The following is a 21,497-nucleotide window of genomic DNA, read 5'->3' on the forward strand; positions in this document are numbered from 1 at the left end:
TCATCTCCTTCTTTCATCGCAAGTATCAGGACACGTAATGAGCTTATATCCCGAAATCCGCATGCTGATAGGCGGCGATTGGCGAGGCGCACAAGGCCGGCCCATCATAAATCCGTCGGACGAAAGCACAATCGGCACGGTTCCGCTGGCGGGCATTGTTGACCTCGATGATGCACTGGCAGCCGCCGCGAAGGGTCAGCGCACATGGCGATACACTCCGCCGGCCAAGCGGGCGGAAATCATGCTGCGTGCTATCGACCTCTTGACGGAACGCGTCGAACCTATCGCCACCGCTATTGCCATGGAGCAGGGTAAGACGTTGGCCCAGGCCCGCGCTGAGGTACTCCGTGGTTGCGACCTTATGCGATGGGACGCCAACGAGGGCAAGCGGCTATATGGCAGGGTGATTCCCGGCGAGTTCGGTATGCGCCATACCGTGGTACGTGAACCGGTCGGCGTGATTGCCGCCTTCACACCGTGGAATTTTCCCTTGAGTTCGCCTGCTCGCAAAGTCGGAGGTGCGCTCGCCGCAGGCTGCGCCATCATCCTGAAGGCCGCGGAAGAGACCCCGGCTGGCGCGGTACTCCTGGCTCAGGCCTTTCAGGATGCGGGTCTACCGGCCGGGGTTCTGAACGTGGTCTTCGGCGACCCCGCCATGGTTTCTTCTCACCTGATAGCAAGCCCGGTTGTGCGCGCCATCACGTTTACGGGTTCGACGCCAGTAGGGAAGCACTTAGCCGGACTTGCGGCACAGCAAATGAAACCGGCCATCCTCGAATTGGGCGGCCACGCCCCGGTGATTGTTTGCGAGGACGCCGACCCGGAAGCGGCCGCACTAGCCTGTGTCAAAGGTAAGCTGAACAACGGGGGGCAGGTGTGTGTCGCTCCGACGCGCTTCTTTGTGCAGCGTGATGTGTACGAACCGTTTGTTGAGGCGTTCGCGCGCCATGGCGCGGCCATTCGCACGGGACATGCCTTGGAGCGTGGCAATGATATCGGCCCGGTCGCAAACCAGCGTCGGCTTGACTCGCTCGGTGAACTGGTACGAGACGCTTTGGACCACGGCGCACGCTTACTGTGTGGAGGTGAGCGCTTGGAAGGGTCAGGCTACCTATTCCCCTTTACAGCGTTGGCCGATGTCCCGCAGGCCGCGCGTGCTATGCACGAGGAGCCATTCGGTCCGCTGAGTCTCATCGCGCCTGTCGACAGCGTCGACGAAGCTATCGCTCGCGCTAACGGTGTCCCATATGGCCTCGCAGGCTATGCGTTTACGCGGTCCGCAGAGAATGCCTTCCGTATTAGCGACGAACTGGAAGTTGGCAACCTCGCCATCAATCACTTGGTATCCGCCGTATCGGAAACTCCATTCGGTGGAGTCAAGGAAAGTGGCTATGGACGCGAGGGCGGCGTGGAAGGCCTGGAGTGCTACACGGTCGTCAAGAACATCTCCCATCTGATGACCTGGCGCTAGCCTAAACAATTCGCGGTGTCAGGCTCACCTAGCCGCACCGCATTTCGCGACGAGTATCGATAGTACGGTGCCTCTAAAGAGGCGCCGCGGAGGTGCTCGTCTTTTCAATCGCTGCAAAGAGACAAGCTATGCGCCCCATTCACGCACTTGCATTGCTGCCGTTCGCCGCCGTCCTCGTCGGTCCGTTCTTTCTTAATCGGGTCACGCCTTACATTCTCGGCATGCCATTTTTGCTAGGGTGGCTCTCCCTCACGCTGGTCATTACCTCAGCAGTAATGTTTCTAATCTACCGAGCAGATAGCGTGCAGCTCGACGTCACTCGCGACCCTGAGTACACCGGGGGTCAAGTATGAATAGCGCACTCATTTTCATCTTTGCCGCCATGGCGTTGGCTCTGGGGCTTGGCATTCGCGCCCGGCGAGGCAAAGACATGAGCCTGGAACAATGGGCCGTTGGCGGTCGTGGATTTGGCACGGCAATTGTGTTTCTCCTCATGGCGGGGGAAATTTACACCACCTTTGTGTTTCTTGGCGGCAGCGGTTATGCCTATGGGCACGGCGGGCCTGCCTACTATATGCTTGGTTATGGCAGCCTTTGCTACGTGCTTTCCTACTGGTTGCTGCCACCAATCTGGCGCTATGCCAAAGAGCGAGGACTGATATCGCAGCCAGACTTCTTTGCAGCAAAGTACCAGAGCCCCGCGCTAGGCATGCTGGTAGCTGTGGTCGGCATCATCGCACTGATGCCATACCTTGTACTCCAACTCAAGGGCCTGGGCATTATCGTCAGCGTCGCTTCGTACTCTGCTTTGTCGGCGACACAAGGAGTCTGGATTGGCGCTTTTGTGGTCGCACTGTATGTTGCCCTATCCGGCGTTCATGGCTCGGCGTGGACCTCAGTGGTCAAAGACATCCTCGTGATGTTTGTGGCCATCTTCCTGGGCTTGTATCTGCCCTATCACTACTATGGTGGCATCGGCAACATGTTTGCCGCCATTGAAGCGGCCAAACCAGGTTTCCTGGCCTTGCGCCCTTCTGGCGAAAGTCCGGTGTGGATGGTATCCACCGTACTACTGTCGACCCTGGGCTTCTACATGTGGCCGCACATGTTCATGGCGACCTATACCGCCAAGCGTGAGGAAGTCCTGCGCAAGAATGCCTTCGTGTTGCCCATTTACCAGCTGATGTTGCTTTTCATCTTCTTTGTCGGCTTCGCTGCTGTATTGCAGGTGCCGGGCCTGCAGGGCAGCGAAATTGACCTAGCGTTGTTCAAGATATCCTTGCAGACTTTTGACCCATGGTTCATCGGCGTTATCGGCGCGGCCGGGGTGCTAACCGCATTGGTTCCCGGCTCGATGATTCTGATGACCGCAGCGACGCTGATTGCCAACAATGTCTACCGACCACTACGGCCGCAGGCAGATACCGTCCACATCGCCCGCGTTGCCAAGTGGATGGCGCCTTGCGTAATGGCCGTTGCAATCTTCTTCACGCTGCAAGGCGGAAAGACAATTGTTTCCCTGTTGCTGATGGCGTATGCCTTCGTTACACAGCTGTTTCCAGTACTTGTGGCGAGCTTGCTGCGCAACAACCCGGTCACTCGACCGGCTGCCTTTGCAAGCATTCTGGTCGGGGTGGCGACGGTGGCGTGGGTGTCGCTGACGAAATCGTCGGTTGCTGCTCTGTTTCCCTTTTTGCCTGAGCCGCTCAAAGACCTAAACGTAGGCATCGTGGCGCTGTCTCTCAATCTGATTACGCTCGTGCTTGTCTCAGTTCTCACACGAAAGACGGAGAACTCCTCCAACGTACAAGTCAGCGTTTCCTGAGTCTTTGGTTAGTACATCGGCCGGTTGGTAGGCGGTCCCTACTGTCGTCCTACCGGCTCATGAAATACGTAATCGCGCATTCTTTCGAGTATGAACCATCCCGTTGAAGTCCCGGTCGCTGGGCGACTGGCTCTTATCAAGTCCTGTTGGCATGCCGAGCTGCTTGCCGGCGCGCATGACGCTTTTGTCGCTCGTCTTGGGGAGTACGGCATCGGTCCGGACCGGATTGACTGCTTCGAGGTGCCAGGGGCATTCGAAATACCACTGTTCGCACGTCGTCTTGCGCGGAGCAGCCGTTATGCGGCGGTTGCAGGTGCTGCGCTTGTGGTGGACGGTGGCATCTACCGACATGAGTTCGTGGCCCAGACGGTGGTGGACGCGTTGATGCGTGTGCAACTGGAAACGGACGTCCCTGCGTTCTCCATGGTGCTGACGCCTCACCACTTTCGTGAGGAGGGCGAATCGCACGCATTCTTCGCACAGCATTTGGTCATAAAAGGTCAAGAGCTGGCCGATGCATGCGTACGCACACTAGCGGCATTGGATGCTTTGCGACCTCAGTGTGTCGGAGTCGGCCATGAGTGATATTGAACATGCCTTGGAAGCCGGGCGCGCGTACTGGTGCGAACTCCGCCGGGACCTGCACTCTCACCCAGAACTTCGCTTCCAGGAGTATCGCACTAGCGACATCGTGGCACGAGAACTGGAAAGCCTAGGCTACACCGTTTCACGTGGCCTTGGCGGGACCGGAGTGGTGGCAAGCCTTCCCGGCGCCAACCCTGACCACGCCATCATGTTGCGAGCGGATTTGGATGCGCTTCCCATTCACGAAGCAAATGATTTTGGTTATGCCTCTGCAAATCCTGGGGTAATGCACGCCTGCGGTCACGATGGCCATACCGTGATGCTTCTTGGTGCTGCCCGTGTGCTAAAAAGCCTTCCCACCTTGCCGGGCACCGTACATTTTGTGTTTCAACCTGGCGAGGAGGGTGGGGCAGGTGCCAAGAAAATGATTGATGACGGCTTGTTCGAACGGTTTCCAGCGCAGGCTGTCTTCGGTATGCACAATTGGCCGGGCTTGCCGGCCGGCGAATTTGGCTTCCGAACCGGAGCCATTATGGCCGCCGGCGTGCGGTTTCGCATCACAGTCACTGGAAAGGGCGCACACGCCGCACAACCGCAGAATGGCTTGGACCCTGTTCCACTTGCCTGTAGCGTCGTGCTGCAATGTCAGACACTGGCCGCTCGACACAAGAATCCAGTCGAGCCTGCAGTTATTTCCGTCTGCATGATGCGCGCTGGCGATACTGACAACGTCATTCCGGACTCAGTGGAGCTTCGCGGCACTATCCGAACGCTGTCTTCGACCGTTCTCGATAAGCTGCAAGAGGATTTGCGTCGTATGTGTGATGGCATGGGTGCCGCCTATGGGGCGAACATTGCTGTGGAGTTCTTTCAGTACTATCCGGCGACTGTGAATACGCCGGCAGAAACCGCCCTGTGCGAGTCGGTCATCAGTGCGACCTTTGGCGATGACCGGACCCACGGCAACGTACCCCCAAACATGACGTCCGAAGACTTTGGGTTCATGTTGGAGGCCCGCCCCGGAGCTTATGTGCTAATTGGAAACGGGCGGCACGATGAAGCTGCTGTAGGGCTGCATCATCCGTCCTATGATTTCAATGACGAAATAATTCCGACAGGCGTACGATATTGGGTGGCTTTGGCGCATGGGTATTTCAAGCAATCCCCCGCTCAATCATCCGCTATCGACCCTGAAGACGTTGCAAGTAAGAAGGAGTTCAAATGAGTTCAGCTGACTCGAATGATGATGTGCGATTGGTCGACTGTAATGAAGCCGAACATGCATCCACCATTCTCGACATCTTGAATGAGGCTATTGTTAATTCAACGGCGCTGTACGACTATGTGCCGCGGCCTCCAGAATCAATGGCGACGTGGTTCGCCGCCAAGCGTGCCGGTGGCTTTCCGGTCGTGGGTGCTTTTGATACGTCAGGCAAACTGCTTGGCTTCGCAACCTGGGGAACATTTCGCGCATTTCCCGCTTACAAGTACACTGTCGAGCATAGTGTGTATGTGCACCATGAACATCGCGGACGCGGTCTCGGCGAGCGTTTGATGCGGGAGGTCATTCGGCGGGCACGCGAAGCACAGGTGCATGTTGTTGTGGGTTGCATCGATGCGGCCAACGCAGGTAGCGTTGCACTGCATACACGGTTGGGCTTTGTCCACGCGGGTACCATTTCCCAAGCTGGGTTCAAATTCGGCCGTTGGCTGGACGCGGCGTTCTACCAGCTGACCCTCGAAACTCCTGAGCATCCAGTGGATGGCTGAGCGTTGTCGAGAGTGCACCCGGCTGATATAACGGCGCGCTAGCCGGCGCAGACAGCAAGCACGTGGCGGTCTGCCGGTGGCGTGCGCCCCTTGGTGAGAAAGTGGTTCCAATGTCCTGATGGCGGCAGACGCTGTCAGGCACCTTCTGGTTCCACGCTCGCCTCTAGTGGAGACCCTATCAGTTGCTGCTGCGCAGTGCGATACACGCCCGGAGTCATGCCTGTCCAATGGCGAAAGGCGCGGTGGAACACGGCTGGTGTGCTGAATCTCAAGGCATAGGAAATCTCAGCTAACGATATATCGTGGCGCGCAAGGCTCTGGATAGCCAAGTCCCTGCGTAGCTCATCCTTAATTCCTTGAAAGGACAAGTTCTCGTCTTGCAATCTGCGAATTAGCGTCCGCTCGGACATGTGAAGCTGCCCCGCGACGTCGTTCAGTGTGCGACGCAAGTCCACGTACAGAAGTTCACGGACCTTTAGTCGCATTGCATGCTCGCGATAGGAGGTAAAAATCCAATCGCGGGGCGCGCGTTCCAGGAAGGCGCGTACCTCAGTTGCGGTACGGCCCGGTCGGACCTTCCCAAGGTCGGTTCCGAACGAGATTTTCGAGATTGCTCCTCCAAACTCAATTGGCGCAGGAAAGAGAATTGGGTAGTCGGTTGCGAAGTGTGGACGTGGGAAGGCGAACACGACTCTCTGGACCGGGACTTCACGACCTACCAGCCATGAGACGATGCCGTGCGTAAGTTTCAGAATCAACGCATGGCCGAAGCGGTTCACGCTCGCTGTCGCGGTACGGCGAATCAGCTCCACACTCATTGTGTTTTCACCTTGAGCAAGATTCAGCCGGTAATCGTCCAGCAGCAGATTCCAGACCTGTGTGAATCGGTACAACGCTACATTGATTGTGGGCGCATCCATCACTGCCCGCACAATGTATTTCAAAGAGCCGGTCCGTATGGGGCGGCTCCACAAGCCCATCATCTCGTCACCGGTTGCTGCAGCACATTCCTTGTAGAGCCTGACGAGTTGGTCGTGCGTCAAACGAGAGGCAGGATGGTCAATGAACTCCTTGACGATGCCCGCTTGTTTCAGGCAATCGTCCAAAACACGGCTTGAGCACGATGCGCGCAGGCTGGTTAGCAAGTCTTGCACCAATCCTATCGAGACTGTCGCCGCCGAGAAGGTTTGAGCAGGCCCGTTCGTCCCGCCTTCATCAATTGCCAAGGTTGTGTTGTCCTTCGAGCGCATGTCTCAATCGAGCAACTGATGGAGTCCTAGGCGCGTCCGCTGTAGCAAAAGGGAAGTGCGCCTGTAAGGGGCCACGTGTCACGCGAACAAGTGTCCTCCCTCCCACGTGTGTCTCTACTTGCCGAATGAGGCGACATCTACATACGTAAGCCGGAAGTGTACGTTGGGTGACATTCCCGCCAACAGTTTACCCAAAGCTCCTCGGCAGGTCACTTTCATTGTGGCAGTTTTTGCATACTGGAAGTCTCCATTGGCAATTGGGATGGGTGGTGAAGTCACGTATAAAGAAGCCAGACTGAAACGAGACATGAAAGGCAGCGCACCAGTATGGGATGACCAGGCTGGCTCACGGCGTAGGCATTCGAAGAGCTGAAAAACAAGCCGTGCTCCTGCATGGCCCCCCAAGCAAATCTGGTCGGCGCGTGGCGATTTTTGCATCTTTATCGGTCTGCGCGAGCGAGCGCACGCGTCCAAGAGCGCGCGCCCATAGGGCCGTGACTCGTCGCGGTAGGCGATTTCTACCGTCCTAGCTGTCCCTCCGTTCAATTCAAGGGAGTAGACCAAGTGAGTCCGTTTTTATTGACGTCCGAGCAGGGCAACATCGGCATCATCACTCTCAATAGGCCGCACAAGCGTAATGCGCTGGACGAGCGGGCAATAGAGGAAATAGACGCGTACTTTTCAAACGTCCCGGGACACATCCGCGCCGTTCTCATGACTGCGGAAGGGGAGCATTTCTGTGCCGGTTTGGACCTGAAAGAACACCACGAGAAGGAACGGAGCGCAGTTGAATTTCTGCGTGTGTGCCAGGGATGGCATCGCGCTTTCGACAAGATTCAGCACAGTGGCATTCCTGTCATCGCTTGCTTGCAGGGCGCCGTCGTGGGCGGAGGCCTCGAACTGGCGAGCGCTGCGCATGTACGAGTAGCTGACAAGAGTACTTTCTTTGCGTTGCCTGAAGGAACGCGGGGCATCTTCACGGGCGGAGGAGCCACGGTGCGCACCGCCAAAATTATCTCGGCCGCTCGGATGGTGGAAATGATGCTGACGGGACGCGTGTTGAATGCCATAGAGGGAGAGCGACTTGGTTTGGCGCACTACGTTTGCAATACCGATGGCAATCCCAAATCCGCGTACGACCTCAGCATGGAACTTGCGCAGAAAATCGCCAGCAATGCGGCGCTGTCCAACTACGCCATCGTAAGCTCTATCAACCGTATCGCGGAAATGGCGCCTACCGAAGGCTTGTTCGCGGAAGGATTGATGGCTGCTGTGGTGCAGACTGGGCGCGACGTGCAAGAACGCTTGGGCGAATTTGTTAGCAAGAAGGCGTACAAGGTTCGGCCAGGCTGTTGAGCGCTGGCCACTGAACTCCGGGGCCCACACCGCGTAAACCCGGGGTTCTTTCTGCCTTGACGCTAGGATGGTCAGCCAATATAGTTGACTGACTGTCTGGAAAAACGCTTCTGAGGCGCTGCGATTGCGAGCAAGGCAGGGAGGGTCGATGGGCTTGAGCCTGCGGACCCCCTGAAGATAGTTGACTGGCCATCTAGTTAGCCTCGCACCCAGCCGAATACGCTGCGTTATCGGTCTGGACCAAGCCACTTTTCATGAATGTCCGCTCGTTCAGCGGCTCAACCCAAGGATGCCCTATATGTCCATCGAACAGTTCCGTGCCCTGGTTCTCCGGGAAGAAGAGCGAAAGACCAAAGCGTCCATTGAGACACTCGGACGCCAGGACCTTCCGAACGAAGACACGCTGGTGAAGATTGACTATTCGACGCTCAACTTTAAGGACGCGTTGGCCGTCACCGGGCGCGGAAAAATCGTCAAGGCTTGGCCTCTTGTGCCCGGAATCGACTTCGCTGGGACCGTGGTGGAGTCGTCCAATCCGCAGTTCAAGGCAGGGACGAAAGTTGTCCTGACGGGTTGGAGTGTCGGGGAAAAATACTGGGGTGGGTATTCGCAATACCAACGTGTCAACAGCGATTGGCTCGTCCCGCTGCCGGAGGGGCTCAGCACCCGCCAGGCAATGATGGTGGGTACGGCCGGCTTCACAGGGATGTTGTGTGTAAACGCACTTGAGCGCGCTGGCGTGAACCCGAAGAGCGGTCCTGTCCTGGTGACCGGTGCAGCGGGCGGCGTGGGCAGTGTCGCGGTGGCCATCTTGAACAAGCTGGGCTATCGCGTGACTGCGCTGACAGGAGACCCAGCGAAGCACGATTACGTTGCAACCCTGGGTGCCGCTGAGTTCGTCGACGGTCCGCAATGGGCAGACAACCCACGTCCCCTGGAGGGACAGCGGTGGGCCGCGGCTATCGATACGGTGGGGTCCAAGGTCCTGGCTCGCGTTCTGGCAGAAATGAACTACGGCGGTGTGGTTGCAGCGTGCGGCCTGGCAGGCGGTGCAGACCTGCCTACTACCGTCATGCCGTTCATTCTGCGCAACGTCAACCTGATTGGCGTGGACTCGGTGATGTTGCCCACGCCCGAACGCGTGATGACCTGGAAACGAGTTGTTTACGACCTCCCCATTCAGATGCTGGAAGGTATCACAGCGACCACCGTTTCCCTGGAACAGGTAATGGGTGCGGCCGAGCGAATGCTCGACGGCAAGTTGAAAGGCCGAGTCCTGGTCGACGTCAACGCCTAGTACCCGCACATAAGCGAACTCGAACCAAACTACAAAAGGAGACTGACATGAGTGAAGCCGTTGTCAAAGTTGAGCTGCGAGGTCCCATCGCATGGGTGACGATTAATCGGCCGAGCAAGTTGAATGCGCTCTCGTCGGAAGTGGTAAAGACGATGACCAACACCATTCGCGAGCTAGAGGCGAACGATGAAGTTCGCGTCATCGTACTCACGGGTGAAGGGAAGAACTTCTCAGTCGGGTACGACATCGCCGAGGAGGTGGACGCAGGAATCGCTCGACCCGAGGACTGGCACGGGGCACTGACACGAAATGTCGGTCTCTCGATGGCCGTGTGGTCTGTGACGAAGCCGACCATCGCCGCAGTGGACGGCTGGTGCCTCGCCGGTGCATGCGAGCTGGCCATGGCCTGCGACATGATTATCGCGACGGACAGGGCAAACTTCGGGGAGCCGGAAATCCGTTTCGGGTCGGGGCCCGTCACACTGCTGATGCCCTTCCTGATTGGACAGAAGAAGACGAACGAGCTGCTCTTGACCGGCGATGTCATCACGTCGCAAGAGGCAGAGCGCCTCGGCATGGTGAATCGGGTTACAGCACCCGAGGACCTGCGAGCAACGGTGACGCACCTGGCAGAGCGCATCGCTATCACTCCTCCCATCACCCTGAAGCTGACGAAGATTGCGCTGACGCGGGCATACGAAGCGATGGGGCTGCGGAACGCTGTCAACGTGAACCTCGACCTGGCTGCGACCCTCAACGCCGCATACTCGCCCGAAAAGGCGGAGTTTGGCGAGCGAGTGAAGAACGATGGACTTCGCAGCGCGCTGAACTGGCGGGATTCCCGCTACGGGAAACTCGAAGCCGGCTCGAAAGAGTAACGGAACTAGCGCGAGCATCATTCGTGGAACGGAGAAACCAAATGCAATCCACGATGCAAGCGCAGCAGCTTGGCGTCCCCCTGCTGTTGCGCCACATCCAGCGCGTCACCGGCCGCTCGCGAGTCTACACACCGCAGAAGGCTGATGGCGTTCCGTTTACTATCATCGCCGAGCGAGCCGGGCGCCTTGCCAATGCGCTAAGCGGTCTCGGTTGTCCCAGCGATGCTGTTGTAGGCACGCTGTGTGCGGCAACTCAAGAACACCTAGAGGCATATCTGGGGGTTCCTGGGTCCGGGCGTGTACTCCATACGATTAACGTCCGGTTGCATGATGACCAAGTTCAGTACGTGATTAATCACGGTGGCGACGAGGTTATCATTTGCGACGCCGCTCAAGTAGAGCGTCTGCTTCAAATTCTTCCCACGTGCCCAACGGTCAAAGCGGTCATCGTTGTGGGTGCCCAGGCACAGGACCTACCGAAGGCGTCCGGAATCATCGTGCGCGACTACGAGGCATTGCTGGCAACGGCCTCGCCTCGAGTAGAGTGGGATGATGTGAAGGAAGATTGTGCTGCAATCGTCTGCTACACCGGTGGCACGACCGGTATGCCAAAGGGCGTTGCGTACAGCCATCGCTCACTTTGGCTTCAGGCAATGTCGCTGTGCACGGCCAACTCCTTGGCCATCGGAGCAGCCACCCGCATCCTGCCAGCCGTCCCGCTTTACCACGTCAACGGTTGGGGAATTCCTTTCGCTGCACTGATGGGTGGCGCTGAGATGGTTCTGCCAGGTCAATCGCTGCACGCGAAGGACCTGCTCACGCTCATCGAACGCCACGCTCCCACTTTGGCTGCGGGTGTGCCAACAATCTGGGCGGACGTCCTGGAAGCACTTCGGTCGCGGGGCTGGAAGGACTTGGGAAGTATCAAGGCCATCAGCTGCGGTGGCGCCCAAGTACCTACGAGCCTAGCATCCGCCTACGCCGAGTTGGGTGTCGAGATGTACCAGGCATGGGGGATGACGGAGACATCATCGATGTCTGCTATCTGCAAGACACCCCCTTGGGCAAACTGCGACACGGAGCGGGAGCGCTATCGCGCAACGCAAGGCCGCATTGTTTGCGGTCTGGAGGTCCGCGTTGCGGAGCTGGGCGGAGGTGCTCTTCCTAATGACGGGAAGACCGTCGGCGAAATCCAGATTCGTGGCCCGTGGGTAACCGCGAGCTATTTGGGCAGCGACGACCGCGAAAGCTTCGATGGCGAATGGCTACGTACCGGCGACCTCGGCACCTTGGACTCGGATGGCTATGTTTGTCTCTCCGACCGGGCGAAGGATGCCATCAAGTCCGGTGGCGAGTGGATTCCGTCCCTTGCCCTTGAGGAGGCTATCAGGTCGCACCCTTCCATCGATGACGTGGCAGTTGTCGCAGTGGAGGACTCTCGGTGGCAGGAGCGGCCCGCAGCGGTAATTGTTCTCAAGTCCGGCGTCACGGCGAACTCTGAAGAACTGTCCGGCTGGCTGCAAACAGTGGTTGCCCGTTGGTGGGTGCCAAGCCAGTGGGTAGTCACGGAAGCACTGCCGCGTACTTCGGTAGGAAAAATTGACAAGAAGCGCATTCGTCAGATGCTGAGCCAAGGTGAATTTGCAAACTGCTAGTGGGGTGCTGAGTGCGTAACTCCCGAGCTACGCACGGACGAGCGCCTTCCTTTTTCTAATCTTCTGGAGAGTTCCAATGAGCAATCAACCCTATCTGGACCCCAAAGCCCTTTCCGAAACGGTTGCCGCTGTGCGCGAGAACCCTAAGCTAGGGAAAGTTACCTTCTCGCTGGAAAGCACGTCCAACGGTGGCCTGCGCATGCAATCGCAAACCGGTGCATTGAGTCAAGCTGGCGAGGCTGACAAGAGCCGCCAAGGAAAATTCAGTCTTCAGACGGACGAGCCGGTTTCTCTGCTGGGCACCGACCAGGCGGTCAGCCCGGCGGAGTATGTGCTGCAGGGGCTCGCTGGTTGTTACGGCGTCACGCTGGCGGCTTGCGCAGCAACCCGCGGAATCCAACTCAAGCGTATCGACCTCGACCTCGAGTTCGACATCGACCTGGTTGGCTTCCTTGGCATCGACAAATCTGTGCGCCCCGGTGCCCAGGAAATCAAGGTGAAGGTTCGCCTCGATTGCCCCGAAGCATCGCAAGCACAGCAGCAGGAACTCATCGCGGCTCTCGAAGCAGCGTCGCCAATCCGCGACACGCTCGCAAATCCGGTGAAGGTTACGACGCTGCTTGCATAACTGATGCAAGAAGCCAGTGGACTAGGTGGCGCCATTCCTAGTCCACAATGGGCTTATCTTCATCTACCGAGTCCAAGAGACTCACCGCTCGTGTCCAAGGCACGGGTAAGCCATCAAAATAATAAACCAGGAGACAAACATGTACGTAACCGCAAGGGTTCCCCGGCAGCGCAGAGGCGTAGTGATTCGGACAGCTTCCTTCGACTAAACCTGCATTAGGACGACGATAGAAGCTGCCCTCAGTGCGAGGTGACAGATGCATCGGCTGCTCTTACGCTGATGTAAGCCTTTCCATACGGGCAAGGAACTATAGGATTGCCCGATTTCTTGAGTGAAAAATGCCTTTGGTGGTCCTCTGTTTCAGAAAAAATAGATGACTAGTCAACTGGTGACATCGGGTTGCCTGTCAAATTAGCAGGCACTGATGTCTACTGCGCTAAATGGAGACAAGCGATGGCCTTTTCCGATTCGAACTCACACGCCGGAATACCCACAGATTCTGAGGCGATTGTTGGAGGTAGCTTCATTCGGCGTCTAAGCCGACTATGCGTGCGCCTGGTAGAGCAGGTCATGCCCGACCCATATGTCATTGCTGTGCTGCTCACCGCGGTGACTTGCGTGTTGGCTTATGCAATTGCCCCTAAGGGCACTGTCCCAGAAATCCTCACGGGCTGGTACGACGGTGTCTTCAAAATTGCCAGCTTCGCCTTTCTTGTCGCTCTGACTTTGGTTACCGGGCATGCGTTGTCCACTTCAAAGCCGGTGGCAAAATTGCTGTCTGCAACCGCAGATAGGGCTACTACTCCGGCGGGAGCGATGGTCCTGACGTTCTTCGTCTCCTTGGTTAGCACCCTGTTGAACTGGGCGTTTGGGCTGGTGGTCACGGCGCTGTTTGCCCGAGAGGTTGCCAAACGAGTTCGAGTTGATTTCGCCTGGTTGGTGGCAGCGGCATACGCAGGGTGGTCGTTCTACGTGTGTGGTATTTCGAGTTCCATTGCGCTGCTGAGCGCAAGTAGTGGTTCTCCGATGAACATCATTGAGAAGCTCACCGGCAAGGTACTTCCGATGAAGGACTTTCTGTTGTCGCCGCTTAACTACATCCCGCTTCTGGTGCTTGCGGTCCTCATCCCGCTCGTCTTCTGGCTGATGATGCCCAACGCGAAGGAAGCCGTCCCCGCAGACCCGGAGAAGCTGAAGAGGGAAGACACCATCGCAGCGGACCCCCCGGCACCGAAGTCCATCGCTGGCTGGTTGAACCACAGCCGGCTGGTCAACCTCCTGCTTGTGGGCGTTGGTGCATGGTATATCGGCATGAAGGCAGCGAGCGGTTCTTTCAAGCTCGACCTCAACATGCTTGTACTGATTTTCCTGCTGCTGGGACTGCTGATGCACGGCTCGTCACATGCATACCTTAAGGCTGTCAACAATGCTGCTCGGGTTGCCGGCCCGATTCTGCTGCAGTTTCCCCTGTATGGCGGGATTATGGGAATCATGACCGCCACTGGGCTGGCGGACTGGATGTCAGAAATCTTTGTCCAGTACTCCTCGACTAATACGCTGTCGTTCTGGACGTTCATCTCGTCTCTCATCGTCAGCGTATTCGTGCCAAGCGCTGGCGGTCACTGGGTTGTGCAAGCTCCCTTTGCAGTCCCGGCAGCGACCAGCCTGGGAGTGCCGCCGGCGGCTGTAGCTATCGCGGTTGCACTAGGCGAGGGTGCTGCGGATATGATTCAGCCGATGTGGGCAATCCCGCTGCTCGCCATTGCTGGCGTGGGCCTCGGCCGGGTTATGGGCTACACGCTAATCATCTTCTTTGTCATGTGTGCTGTAATGGGCGGCGTGCTACTCGCGCTTCCGCACGGCTAGTCCGCACTCGGACTACGGGCATTGCTCCAGCGTGGGCTTCGGGTTGCATACGGGAAGGAATTCTTGCTACAGGATGTTCCTGCGTACCCGCCTGAGGTCCCAACTGAAACTCATCGAATCGGTGACAATAGTGGACAGAAATCTCGCAACCAGTCTCGAGAAAGCCGCCCTCGCAAACGGAGACCGTATGGCGCTATGCGGTGAGGGATACAAACTCACCTATGCGCAGTTCCTGGCTCAGTCTCGCGAAGTAGCTACACAACTACGCGAAGTCGGAATCGAGGCATATGACCCAGTAATGGTGAAGTGCTCGAACCATCCACTGGATTTCGTAGCATTTTTCGGAGTTTGGATGGCCGGAGGGGTTGTCGCACCGGTACATCGCACCACACCTGAAGCGGTAACGGCCGCCATGCAAGGTAAGGCGAAGTGCCGCTTTGCGTTGGACCTCCTATCCGACAGCGATAGCCTCGTCAACTTGTGGCAACGCGGCGAGGCACCCAATGCAGACGAAAGCCGGGGAAAGACGCTTCGGGATGGTGCGCTGATTATCTTCACGTCGGGCTCGACTGGACTGCCAAAGGCTGCTGTGCTTTCGCACACTGCTTTCTCTGGAAAGCTCGACCAAAACCAGCGGCAGTTCTCTCTGTCACCTGAGACAGTGACCATGCTGGTGCTGAACAATACTTTCAGTTTTGGCATATGGGTGGCGCTGCTGACTCTGTTGGCTGGCGGCCGGTTGGTAACTCAGGCGCGATTCTCGCCGGCTGAGTTCCTCGACGCGCTGGCACGCGAGCGGGTCTCCTTTCTAGGCGTCGTGCCAACCATGGTGCGAGCAACTTTTAGCGCCCTGACGGATGAGCAGCTTGCACACGCGAAAGCCCGCCTACAGGATGTAAGAAGTTTGAGCGCCATGGTCATCGGCGGCGAGCCGCTCGGGAAGGACCTTTCGGTCGCGCTGCGCGCCTTCATTCAGCCCGCATCTCTCTATGATGTCTACGGCCTGACGGAAACATCAACAAGCGACTTTGTTCTCGAGCCTAGGGACTATCAGTCGCACGAGGGAACCATTGGCAAGCCATTCCCGGGAATTTCGTTCCGCGTCGTTAGCAGCGATGGGGAGGGCGCAGAAGATGCGCCGGGCGAACTACAGTTAATGAGCCCCTACCTGATGAACGGCTATCTTGGCGATGAGGAGCTCACGGCCGCAGCTTTCGAGGACGGTTGGTTCCGTACCGGTGACTTGGCAATTCGTCACGACGACGGATTCGTATCCATCGTTGGCCGCTTGAAGGACGTTATCGTCCGCGGCGGAAACAAGGTAACGCCCGTCGAGGTGGAGCGCGCGCTGACCAGTTGCACCGGCATCGCAGCTGCCCTAGTAACGGGCACCACTGACCCAGTGATGGGCCAGCGAATCCAGGCACTGTTGATACCCAAAGCAGGTGTTAACCTTGACGCAAGGGTGATGCGAAGCGAACTCTCATGCGTGCTTGAGAAGTTCAAGCATCCCGACATCTGCTACGTCGGTACGGAATTGCCTACGGGACGTACCGGCAAGGTCGACCGTGGCCAACTCTCAAAATGGCTGGCAACTCAGCCGGTCCAGCAACTTCCCTTCTGGAGCGCCTGAACGGGTTCTCCTACTACGCCACGACATCATGAACTCTATCGGTCAGTTCGAATCAATCCAGGTTGAAGTAAGCGATGGCGGTGTCGCTCACTTGGTGCTCAATCGACCACAACGGCTCAACGCATTGTCCAAAAGCATGCTGCTTGAAATCTGCGACGCGATGACGCAGTTTGAGAGTGACCAGCGCGTGCGAGTGATTGTCCTTAGTGGAGCAGGCAACGGCTTCTCCTCCGGCTTTGACTTGAAGGACCAAATGGAGCGACAGCCGAAGGGGCCTCAGGTCTGGAGAGAAATCTTGGACCTGGATTTCACCGCGACGATGAAGTTCTGGCGTAGTACAAAACCCACCATCGCGGCAGTGCATGGTCCGTGCGTGGCCGGTGCCTTTGAGATGGCGCTAGCTTGCGACATGACCATCGCCGCGGAAGACTCGTTTTTTGGCGAGCCTGAGTTGCGGTTCGGCGCTGGCATCGTCACGATGCTGCTGCCATGGATGACGTCTCCAAAGCATGCCAAGAGAATCATCCTCAGCGGTCAGGACCGGGTCAGCGCAAAGCTGGCGATGGAAATGGGCTTAGTCAGTGAGGTCACTCCTCCTGGTGAGCATCTGAACTGTGCTCTGCGAATCGCGCGAAACATCGCGCGGATGGACCCTGACCTAGTTCAGCAGACGAAGAAGGCTATCCAACGGACCTATGACATCCAGGGATTGGAAGCTGCTCTCGCAACAGCTCTGGATATCGACCACACCATTGAGTCGCACGGCTCGCCCGATAAAGCTAAGTTCATGGATATTGCCCGTAGCGGCGGATTGAAGGCTGCTTTGGAGTGGCGCGCTCAGCGCTTCGAAGAAGAATGAGACGTCTCTCCGAATACCCTATCGCGGTCATTGTCCTTGCTCAGCTCTTGGGGACGTCCCTCTGGTTCAGTCCAAACAGTGCGGCGGAGGACTTGGTGCGAGCCTGGTCGCTGTCGACCTCACAACTAGGTCAGCTGACGAGCGCAGTGCAAGTTGGCTTTATCGTAGGGACGCTTCTTCTGTCCACCTCTGGGCTTGCTGACCGCTTCCCTGCTAGCCGAATTTTCTGCATTTCTTCCCTCCTTGGCGCTGGATTCAACGCATTGTTTGCGCTAGCACCCTTGTCGTTCCACCAAGCACTGTTGGCCCGGTGTGCCGTTGGCGTATGTCTCGCCGGCATTTACCCGCTTGGCATGAAGATGGTCATCTCTTGGTCTAAGGAGAATGCTGGCCATACCCTTGGACTCCTGGTCGCGATGCTTACCATGGGAACGGCACTGCCACACGCCGTCCGGGCAATGGGTGGCGGCTGGTCTTGGCAAGCGGTTGTCCTCACATCTTCCGTTTTGGCTGTATTCGGCGGTGCAGTCATTGCAGCCCTTGGAGAGGGGCCATATCTAGTCCGGGGGCAGGCTGGTCGTAAGGCATGTTGGGGTCAAGCACTATCCGTATTTCGTGACCCGACTTTTCGGTCTTCCGCAATCGGCTACTTTGGTCACATGTGGGAGCTCTACGCGTTCTGGACTGCCGTGCCATTCCTTGTAGCGGGTGTACTCACGGCGGCCTCGCGCGAGATGTCCGCGCTTGTGTCCTTCTGCATCATTGCCTCCGGCGCGCTAGGGTGTATCGCGGCTGGGCGAATGAGTCAGAGCATAGGAAGCGCCCGAGTTGCTACTGTGGCGCTAGGCATTTCTGGAAGCATGTGCCTGATATACCCAGTCGTTGCGGCATTCTTCAGTCCGTCACTGTGCGTTCTTGTCCTTCTCGTCTGGGGTGTCTCTGTCATCGCTGACTCGGCTCAATTCTCTGCCATCTCGGGGCGAGCGTGCCCGCCGCAGCTGGTAGGAAGCGCCTTCGCTATTCAGAACAGCATTGGTTTCCTCATAACCGTGCTGCCCATCAATTTGGTGACCGGAAATATCGAACATCTGGGCGCCAACGTAGCCTGGCTACTTCTGCCGGGACCTGTCGTAGGGTTGATGTTCTTTCGCGGGTTACTTTCACCCCAGATATCGAAACAACCCGGATAGTCCGGGGGAGGCAACTGCAGGTCTCGCCCAACGTAGGGGCGCGCGTGCAATCCAAGTCTCTCGCGTACGTGCTTTATGCAGCACTCATTTGAAGTCGTGTAGGTAGTACTAGTTGACCAGTCAGCCAAGTTTCACTATTATGAAATCGTTACATTGCGACTACTGCGTCTTGTGCGCAGTATTGCCAGATAGGGGAATCCTTTGACTGAGAAACCTAAAGGACCGGAAAAGCCGGCGCGCGGAAAGCGCGATGCGAATAAGCGTGAGGACTTGCTGCGTATTGGTGTGGCGGTCTTCACCGAGAAAGGCTTTCACAACACCCCGATTGATGAGCTAGTCGCCGCCGCGGGTGTGCCAAAGGGCTCGTTTGCTTATTACTTTGGTAGCAAGGACGCTTACACGCTCCTCGTTATCGAGCGTTACGCAGAGTATTTCAACAAGAAGCTGGACCGTAATCTGTCCGACGGTTCGATTGAGCCGATAGACCGTATCAAGGCTTTCATGGACGAAGCGACCGCAGGCATGGAGCGCTTCGAATTTCGACGCGGTTGCCTCGTGGGAAACCTTGGCCAGGAGCTCGCAGCGCTTGATGAGGCATTCCGCAAAGCTTTGCTAACAACAGTACGAGGATGGCAGTGCCGAATTCGGCTATGCCTGGAAGAGGCACAGCACGCTGGTCAGCTATCCGTCGATGCTGATGTCGAAGCCCTCGGCAGGCTATTCTGGTATGCGTGGGAGGGTGCCGTCCTTGGAGCAAAGCTTGAGAAGTCTCGCGAGCCCCTGGATGCCGTGAGCCACGCGTTCATCGGACAGCTTCGAGCTCTCAAGCCGCATACAGGGCAGCCATCCTCGAACGCCGCCAATGTCGAGACGGGAAAGCAAACTTCTCGCAAACGCGCGAGCGCGTCGCGTGCAATGTGAGCCAAGTGGGCGGTAGACGAACAAACCGTTGGTTTCTAGTTCATAGCGCTGTGCGGGCCACCACCTAGGCTGTCCGCAAGGATGGATGGTTGCGCAATAGCTGCCGGTCTCGCAAGCGGCAGCGGAGTGCATTCGGCCCCCGCAAATGCCGAATGGGAGTAGAGAAGAGCAGTAGGAAACCCTGGACGGCAGCGTTTTTGGTTCTCCGGGCCTAGTTTTGTTCTGTCTATTGGAAGGCAGGTCGACTTGAACTGCCATTTAATAGGCAGGGCGCTGCTATCAAGCATCAGAAAAGCACTTCAACAAATATGGAGACAACTGATGGCGTTGACCAATACCCATTCGCGTCGGACGGACCCATCTTGGGCAGGTCCTTCCACGGAGCAAAGGCAGGAGCGCGAGGAACTCTTCCTGGCTGCCGAACGTAGCAATCCGGCGTCACCATATTACCTAGGTTCCGAGCAGCCACACGCGCTTAGTCGTCGGTCCTTCCTGGCGAGCGGAGTGGCCGCATTGGGAGCTGGTATTGCTACAAGTGCGCGTGGTGCCGCCCCCCCGGGAGCTAAGGAGCGCGATGTCCCGAATGACGCCACAAAGGTTCAAGGCGAGGAAACGTGGGCTGACAGCGGGTATGGTACCCGTTCGCAGTTCGAGACCGAAAGTCGGACCCGGTTCAAGACTGCCACGAATCAGTCGTCGTGGACGATGACGCCGCTCCAGAATGGGATGGGGATTATTACGCCATCAGGGCTTCATTTCGAGCGGCATCATGGCGGCATTGCCACTATCGACCCGTCGAAGCACGTCCTGTACGTGCATGGAATGGTGAAGCAGCCGAAGAAGTTCGGGATGCATGATGTGAAGCGCTTTCCGTCGGTGTCGCGCGTGCTGTTCATCGAATGCTCGGGTAACGGTCTGACCGAGTGGATTAAGCCAACGATGAAGACTGTACAGGGCACGCATGGACTCACCTCGACATCGGAGTGGACGGGGGTGCCGCTGGCCACGATTCTTAATGAGGTGGGTGTAAAGCCTGGCGCCAAGTGGCTATTGGCAGAGGGTGGCGATGCCGCAGTGATGACACGCAGCATTCCGCTCGAGAAGGCAATGAAAGATTGCTTTCTAGCGTATGGTCAAAATGGTGAAGCCATCCGCCCTGAGCAGGGCTACCCGTTACGACTCATCGTTCCTGGCTATGAAGGCAACATGCACATCAAGTGGTTGCGGCGCCTGGAAGTGTCCGACCAGCCGTTCATGACGCGGGAGGAAACGTCCAAGTACACGGACCTGCTACCAAGCGGAAAGGCAGTTCAATTCTCCTTAGATATGGACGCCAAGTCGGTCATCACCTATCCGTCTGGGGAGATGTTGCTTCGCGAGCGAGGATTCCATGAGATTACAGGCCTTGCTTGGTCTGGCCGCGGAAGTATCCGTAAGGTTGAAGTCAGCACTAATGGCGGGAAGACGTGGGCAGAGGCAGCCTTACAAGGGCCCATTCTTCCAATCTGCCATACCCGGTTCAGGTTCCCGTGGCACTGGGATGGCAAGGAGTGTGTCCTGCAAAGCCGGTGTATTGATGACACCGGATACGTGCAGCCGACTCTCGGAGAACTCGTGAAGGTCCGCGGTACGAACGGCCCCACCGCATCTGTGTATCACCTGAATTCTATTCAGAGTTGGAAGGTCGCATCCGACGGGAGGGTCTCAAATGTCCATCACGGTTAAGTCTCTGCGGACGGTTGGCTGGCTGGCATCCCTTTGCCTCACGCTCGCTTCGGGCATTGCTTTGGGCGCTGAGAATGGGAAGCCGTTTGGCTTCGGAGCTGCTGCAAGCGCGAAGGACCTGGAGCACTTTGTGTCGCCCACGCCGGATGGGAAAGGATTGCCGCGGGGCACTGGAACTGCACAAGAGGGCAAGCAAATCTTTCAGCAAAAGTGCGCGGCTTGCCATGGGGTCAATCTCGAAGGTGGACTCGCCGACCGCCTCGTTGGTGGCCGCGGCTCGCTTGTCAACAACGACCCGAAGAAGGCGCCCGTCAAGACAGTGGAAAGCTATTGGCCGTATGCGACTACGCTGTTTGACTACATCAAGCGGGCAATGCCCTTCAACGCTCCCGGAAGCTTGACGAACAATGAGGTCTACGCGCTTTCCGCCTACATCCTGTCTGAAGGGAAAATATTGGATTCTTCCGCTACGCTAACCGAGAAGAATTTGGCCAACATAAAGATGCCCAACCGCGACGGGTTCATTCCAGACCCGAGGAATCAACGCCGGTGACAGGTAAGTGGCGGCGATTTTCGTAAGACTAGCAT

At 57.4% G+C, this 21,497-nt stretch carries 19 protein-coding genes; 18 read left to right on the forward strand and 1 reads right to left on the reverse strand.

All coding sequences use genetic code 11. The annotated features are described in order from the left end of the window. Nucleotides 1–37 precede the first annotated feature (37 nt). The 6 genes from AC3WRR_RS18170 to AC3WRR_RS18195 all read left to right on the forward strand — a co-directional run bounded on the left by AC3WRR_RS18170 (nucleotide 38) and on the right by AC3WRR_RS18195 (nucleotide 5,651). The gene (locus AC3WRR_RS18170) at nucleotides 38–1,471 is read left to right on the forward strand and encodes an NAD-dependent succinate-semialdehyde dehydrogenase (protein ID WP_492297698.1); all 1,434 of its coding nucleotides are present in this window, start codon (nucleotides 38–40) and stop codon (nucleotides 1,469–1,471) included. A 128-nt stretch (nucleotides 1,472–1,599) separates the two neighbouring features. Next, nucleotides 1,600–1,824 carry a DUF3311 domain-containing protein gene (locus AC3WRR_RS18175; RefSeq protein ID WP_492297700.1) on the forward strand — a complete coding sequence of 75 codons (225 nt, stop codon included), beginning with the start codon at nucleotides 1,600–1,602 and terminating at the stop codon, nucleotides 1,822–1,824. Beyond that, the gene (locus tag AC3WRR_RS18180) at nucleotides 1,821–3,296 is read left to right on the forward strand and encodes a sodium:solute symporter family protein (protein WP_492297701.1); all 1,476 of its coding nucleotides are present in this window, start codon (nucleotides 1,821–1,823) and stop codon (nucleotides 3,294–3,296) included. Before AC3WRR_RS18175 ends, AC3WRR_RS18180 begins: the two co-directional genes overlap by 4 nt. 90 nt (nucleotides 3,297–3,386) lie before the next feature. Further along, the gene (locus tag AC3WRR_RS18185; RefSeq protein WP_492297703.1) at nucleotides 3,387–3,881 is read left to right on the forward strand and encodes a 6,7-dimethyl-8-ribityllumazine synthase; all 495 of its coding nucleotides are present in this window, start codon (nucleotides 3,387–3,389) and stop codon (nucleotides 3,879–3,881) included. Beyond that, on the forward strand, nucleotides 3,874–5,106 hold the full coding sequence (locus AC3WRR_RS18190) for a M20 aminoacylase family protein (RefSeq protein ID WP_492297704.1): 1,233 nt from the start codon (nucleotides 3,874–3,876) through the stop codon (nucleotides 5,104–5,106). The genes AC3WRR_RS18185 and AC3WRR_RS18190 overlap by 8 nt, the downstream gene beginning before the upstream one ends. After that, the gene (locus AC3WRR_RS18195) at nucleotides 5,103–5,651 is read left to right on the forward strand and encodes a GNAT family N-acetyltransferase (protein ID WP_492297706.1); all 549 of its coding nucleotides are present in this window, start codon (nucleotides 5,103–5,105) and stop codon (nucleotides 5,649–5,651) included. Before AC3WRR_RS18190 ends, AC3WRR_RS18195 begins: the two co-directional genes overlap by 4 nt. Nucleotides 5,652–5,785: 134 nt before the next feature. On the opposite strand, the gene AC3WRR_RS18200 is transcribed toward AC3WRR_RS18195, so the two are convergent. After that, complete coding sequence (locus tag AC3WRR_RS18200; RefSeq protein WP_492297708.1) at nucleotides 5,786–6,901, reverse strand: helix-turn-helix domain-containing protein; 1,116 nt, start codon at nucleotides 6,899–6,901, stop codon at nucleotides 5,786–5,788. A gap of 564 nt (nucleotides 6,902–7,465) precedes the next feature. Between AC3WRR_RS18200 and AC3WRR_RS18205 the strand changes: the two genes are divergently transcribed. The 12 genes from AC3WRR_RS18205 (at nucleotide 7,466) to AC3WRR_RS18260 (ending at nucleotide 21,462) form a co-directional block, all read left to right on the forward strand. Beyond that, nucleotides 7,466–8,257: a crotonase/enoyl-CoA hydratase family protein gene (locus AC3WRR_RS18205; protein ID WP_492297709.1), complete on the forward strand. Its 792-nt coding sequence runs from the start codon at nucleotides 7,466–7,468 to the stop codon at nucleotides 8,255–8,257. A gap of 298 nt (nucleotides 8,258–8,555) precedes the next feature. Beyond that, the gene (gene acuI / locus AC3WRR_RS18210; RefSeq protein WP_492297711.1) at nucleotides 8,556–9,554 is read left to right on the forward strand and encodes an acrylyl-CoA reductase (NADPH); all 999 of its coding nucleotides are present in this window, start codon (nucleotides 8,556–8,558) and stop codon (nucleotides 9,552–9,554) included. Between the two features lie 47 nt (nucleotides 9,555–9,601). Beyond that, nucleotides 9,602–10,432 (forward strand): enoyl-CoA hydratase/isomerase family protein, encoded by an 831-nt coding sequence (locus AC3WRR_RS18215; RefSeq protein ID WP_492297713.1) that lies wholly within the window; start codon nucleotides 9,602–9,604, stop codon nucleotides 10,430–10,432. A 41-nt stretch (nucleotides 10,433–10,473) separates the two neighbouring features. After that, complete coding sequence (locus tag AC3WRR_RS18220; protein ID WP_492297715.1) at nucleotides 10,474–12,087, forward strand: long-chain-fatty-acid--CoA ligase; 1,614 nt, start codon at nucleotides 10,474–10,476, stop codon at nucleotides 12,085–12,087. 76 nt (nucleotides 12,088–12,163) lie between these two features. Beyond that, on the forward strand, nucleotides 12,164–12,715 hold the full coding sequence (locus AC3WRR_RS18225; RefSeq protein ID WP_492297717.1) for an OsmC family protein: 552 nt from the start codon (nucleotides 12,164–12,166) through the stop codon (nucleotides 12,713–12,715). 453 nt (nucleotides 12,716–13,168) lie between these two features. Continuing rightward, a complete protein-coding gene (locus AC3WRR_RS18230) occupies nucleotides 13,169–14,581 on the forward strand; it encodes a TIGR00366 family protein (RefSeq protein ID WP_492297719.1) in 1,413 nt (470 codons plus the stop codon). Nucleotides 14,582–14,654: 73 nt separating this feature from the next. After that, nucleotides 14,655–16,214 carry a class I adenylate-forming enzyme family protein gene (locus AC3WRR_RS18235; protein ID WP_492297720.1) on the forward strand — a complete coding sequence of 520 codons (1,560 nt, stop codon included), beginning with the start codon at nucleotides 14,655–14,657 and terminating at the stop codon, nucleotides 16,212–16,214. A 28-nt stretch (nucleotides 16,215–16,242) separates the two neighbouring features. Then, a complete protein-coding gene (locus AC3WRR_RS18240) occupies nucleotides 16,243–17,073 on the forward strand; it encodes an enoyl-CoA hydratase/isomerase family protein (protein WP_492297722.1) in 831 nt (276 codons plus the stop codon). Further along, on the forward strand, nucleotides 17,070–18,263 hold the full coding sequence (locus AC3WRR_RS18245; RefSeq protein ID WP_492297724.1) for an MFS transporter: 1,194 nt from the start codon (nucleotides 17,070–17,072) through the stop codon (nucleotides 18,261–18,263). The genes AC3WRR_RS18240 and AC3WRR_RS18245 overlap by 4 nt, the downstream gene beginning before the upstream one ends. Before the next feature lie 201 nt (nucleotides 18,264–18,464). Next, entirely contained in the window at nucleotides 18,465–19,184 is a 720-nt protein-coding gene (locus AC3WRR_RS18250; protein WP_492297726.1) for a TetR/AcrR family transcriptional regulator, read from the forward strand. Nucleotides 19,185–19,505: 321 nt separating this feature from the next. Beyond that, nucleotides 19,506–20,909 (forward strand): sulfite dehydrogenase, encoded by a 1,404-nt coding sequence (soxC, locus tag AC3WRR_RS18255; RefSeq protein WP_492297728.1) that lies wholly within the window; start codon nucleotides 19,506–19,508, stop codon nucleotides 20,907–20,909. Beyond that, nucleotides 20,893–21,462, forward strand: a complete 570-nt coding sequence (locus tag AC3WRR_RS18260) for a c-type cytochrome (RefSeq protein WP_492297730.1) — start codon at nucleotides 20,893–20,895, stop codon at nucleotides 21,460–21,462. Before soxC ends, AC3WRR_RS18260 begins: the two co-directional genes overlap by 17 nt. Nucleotides 21,463–21,497 lie beyond the last annotated feature (35 nt).

Source organism: Cupriavidus sp. FW305-3-2-15-C-LB2 (assembly GCF_058787575.1).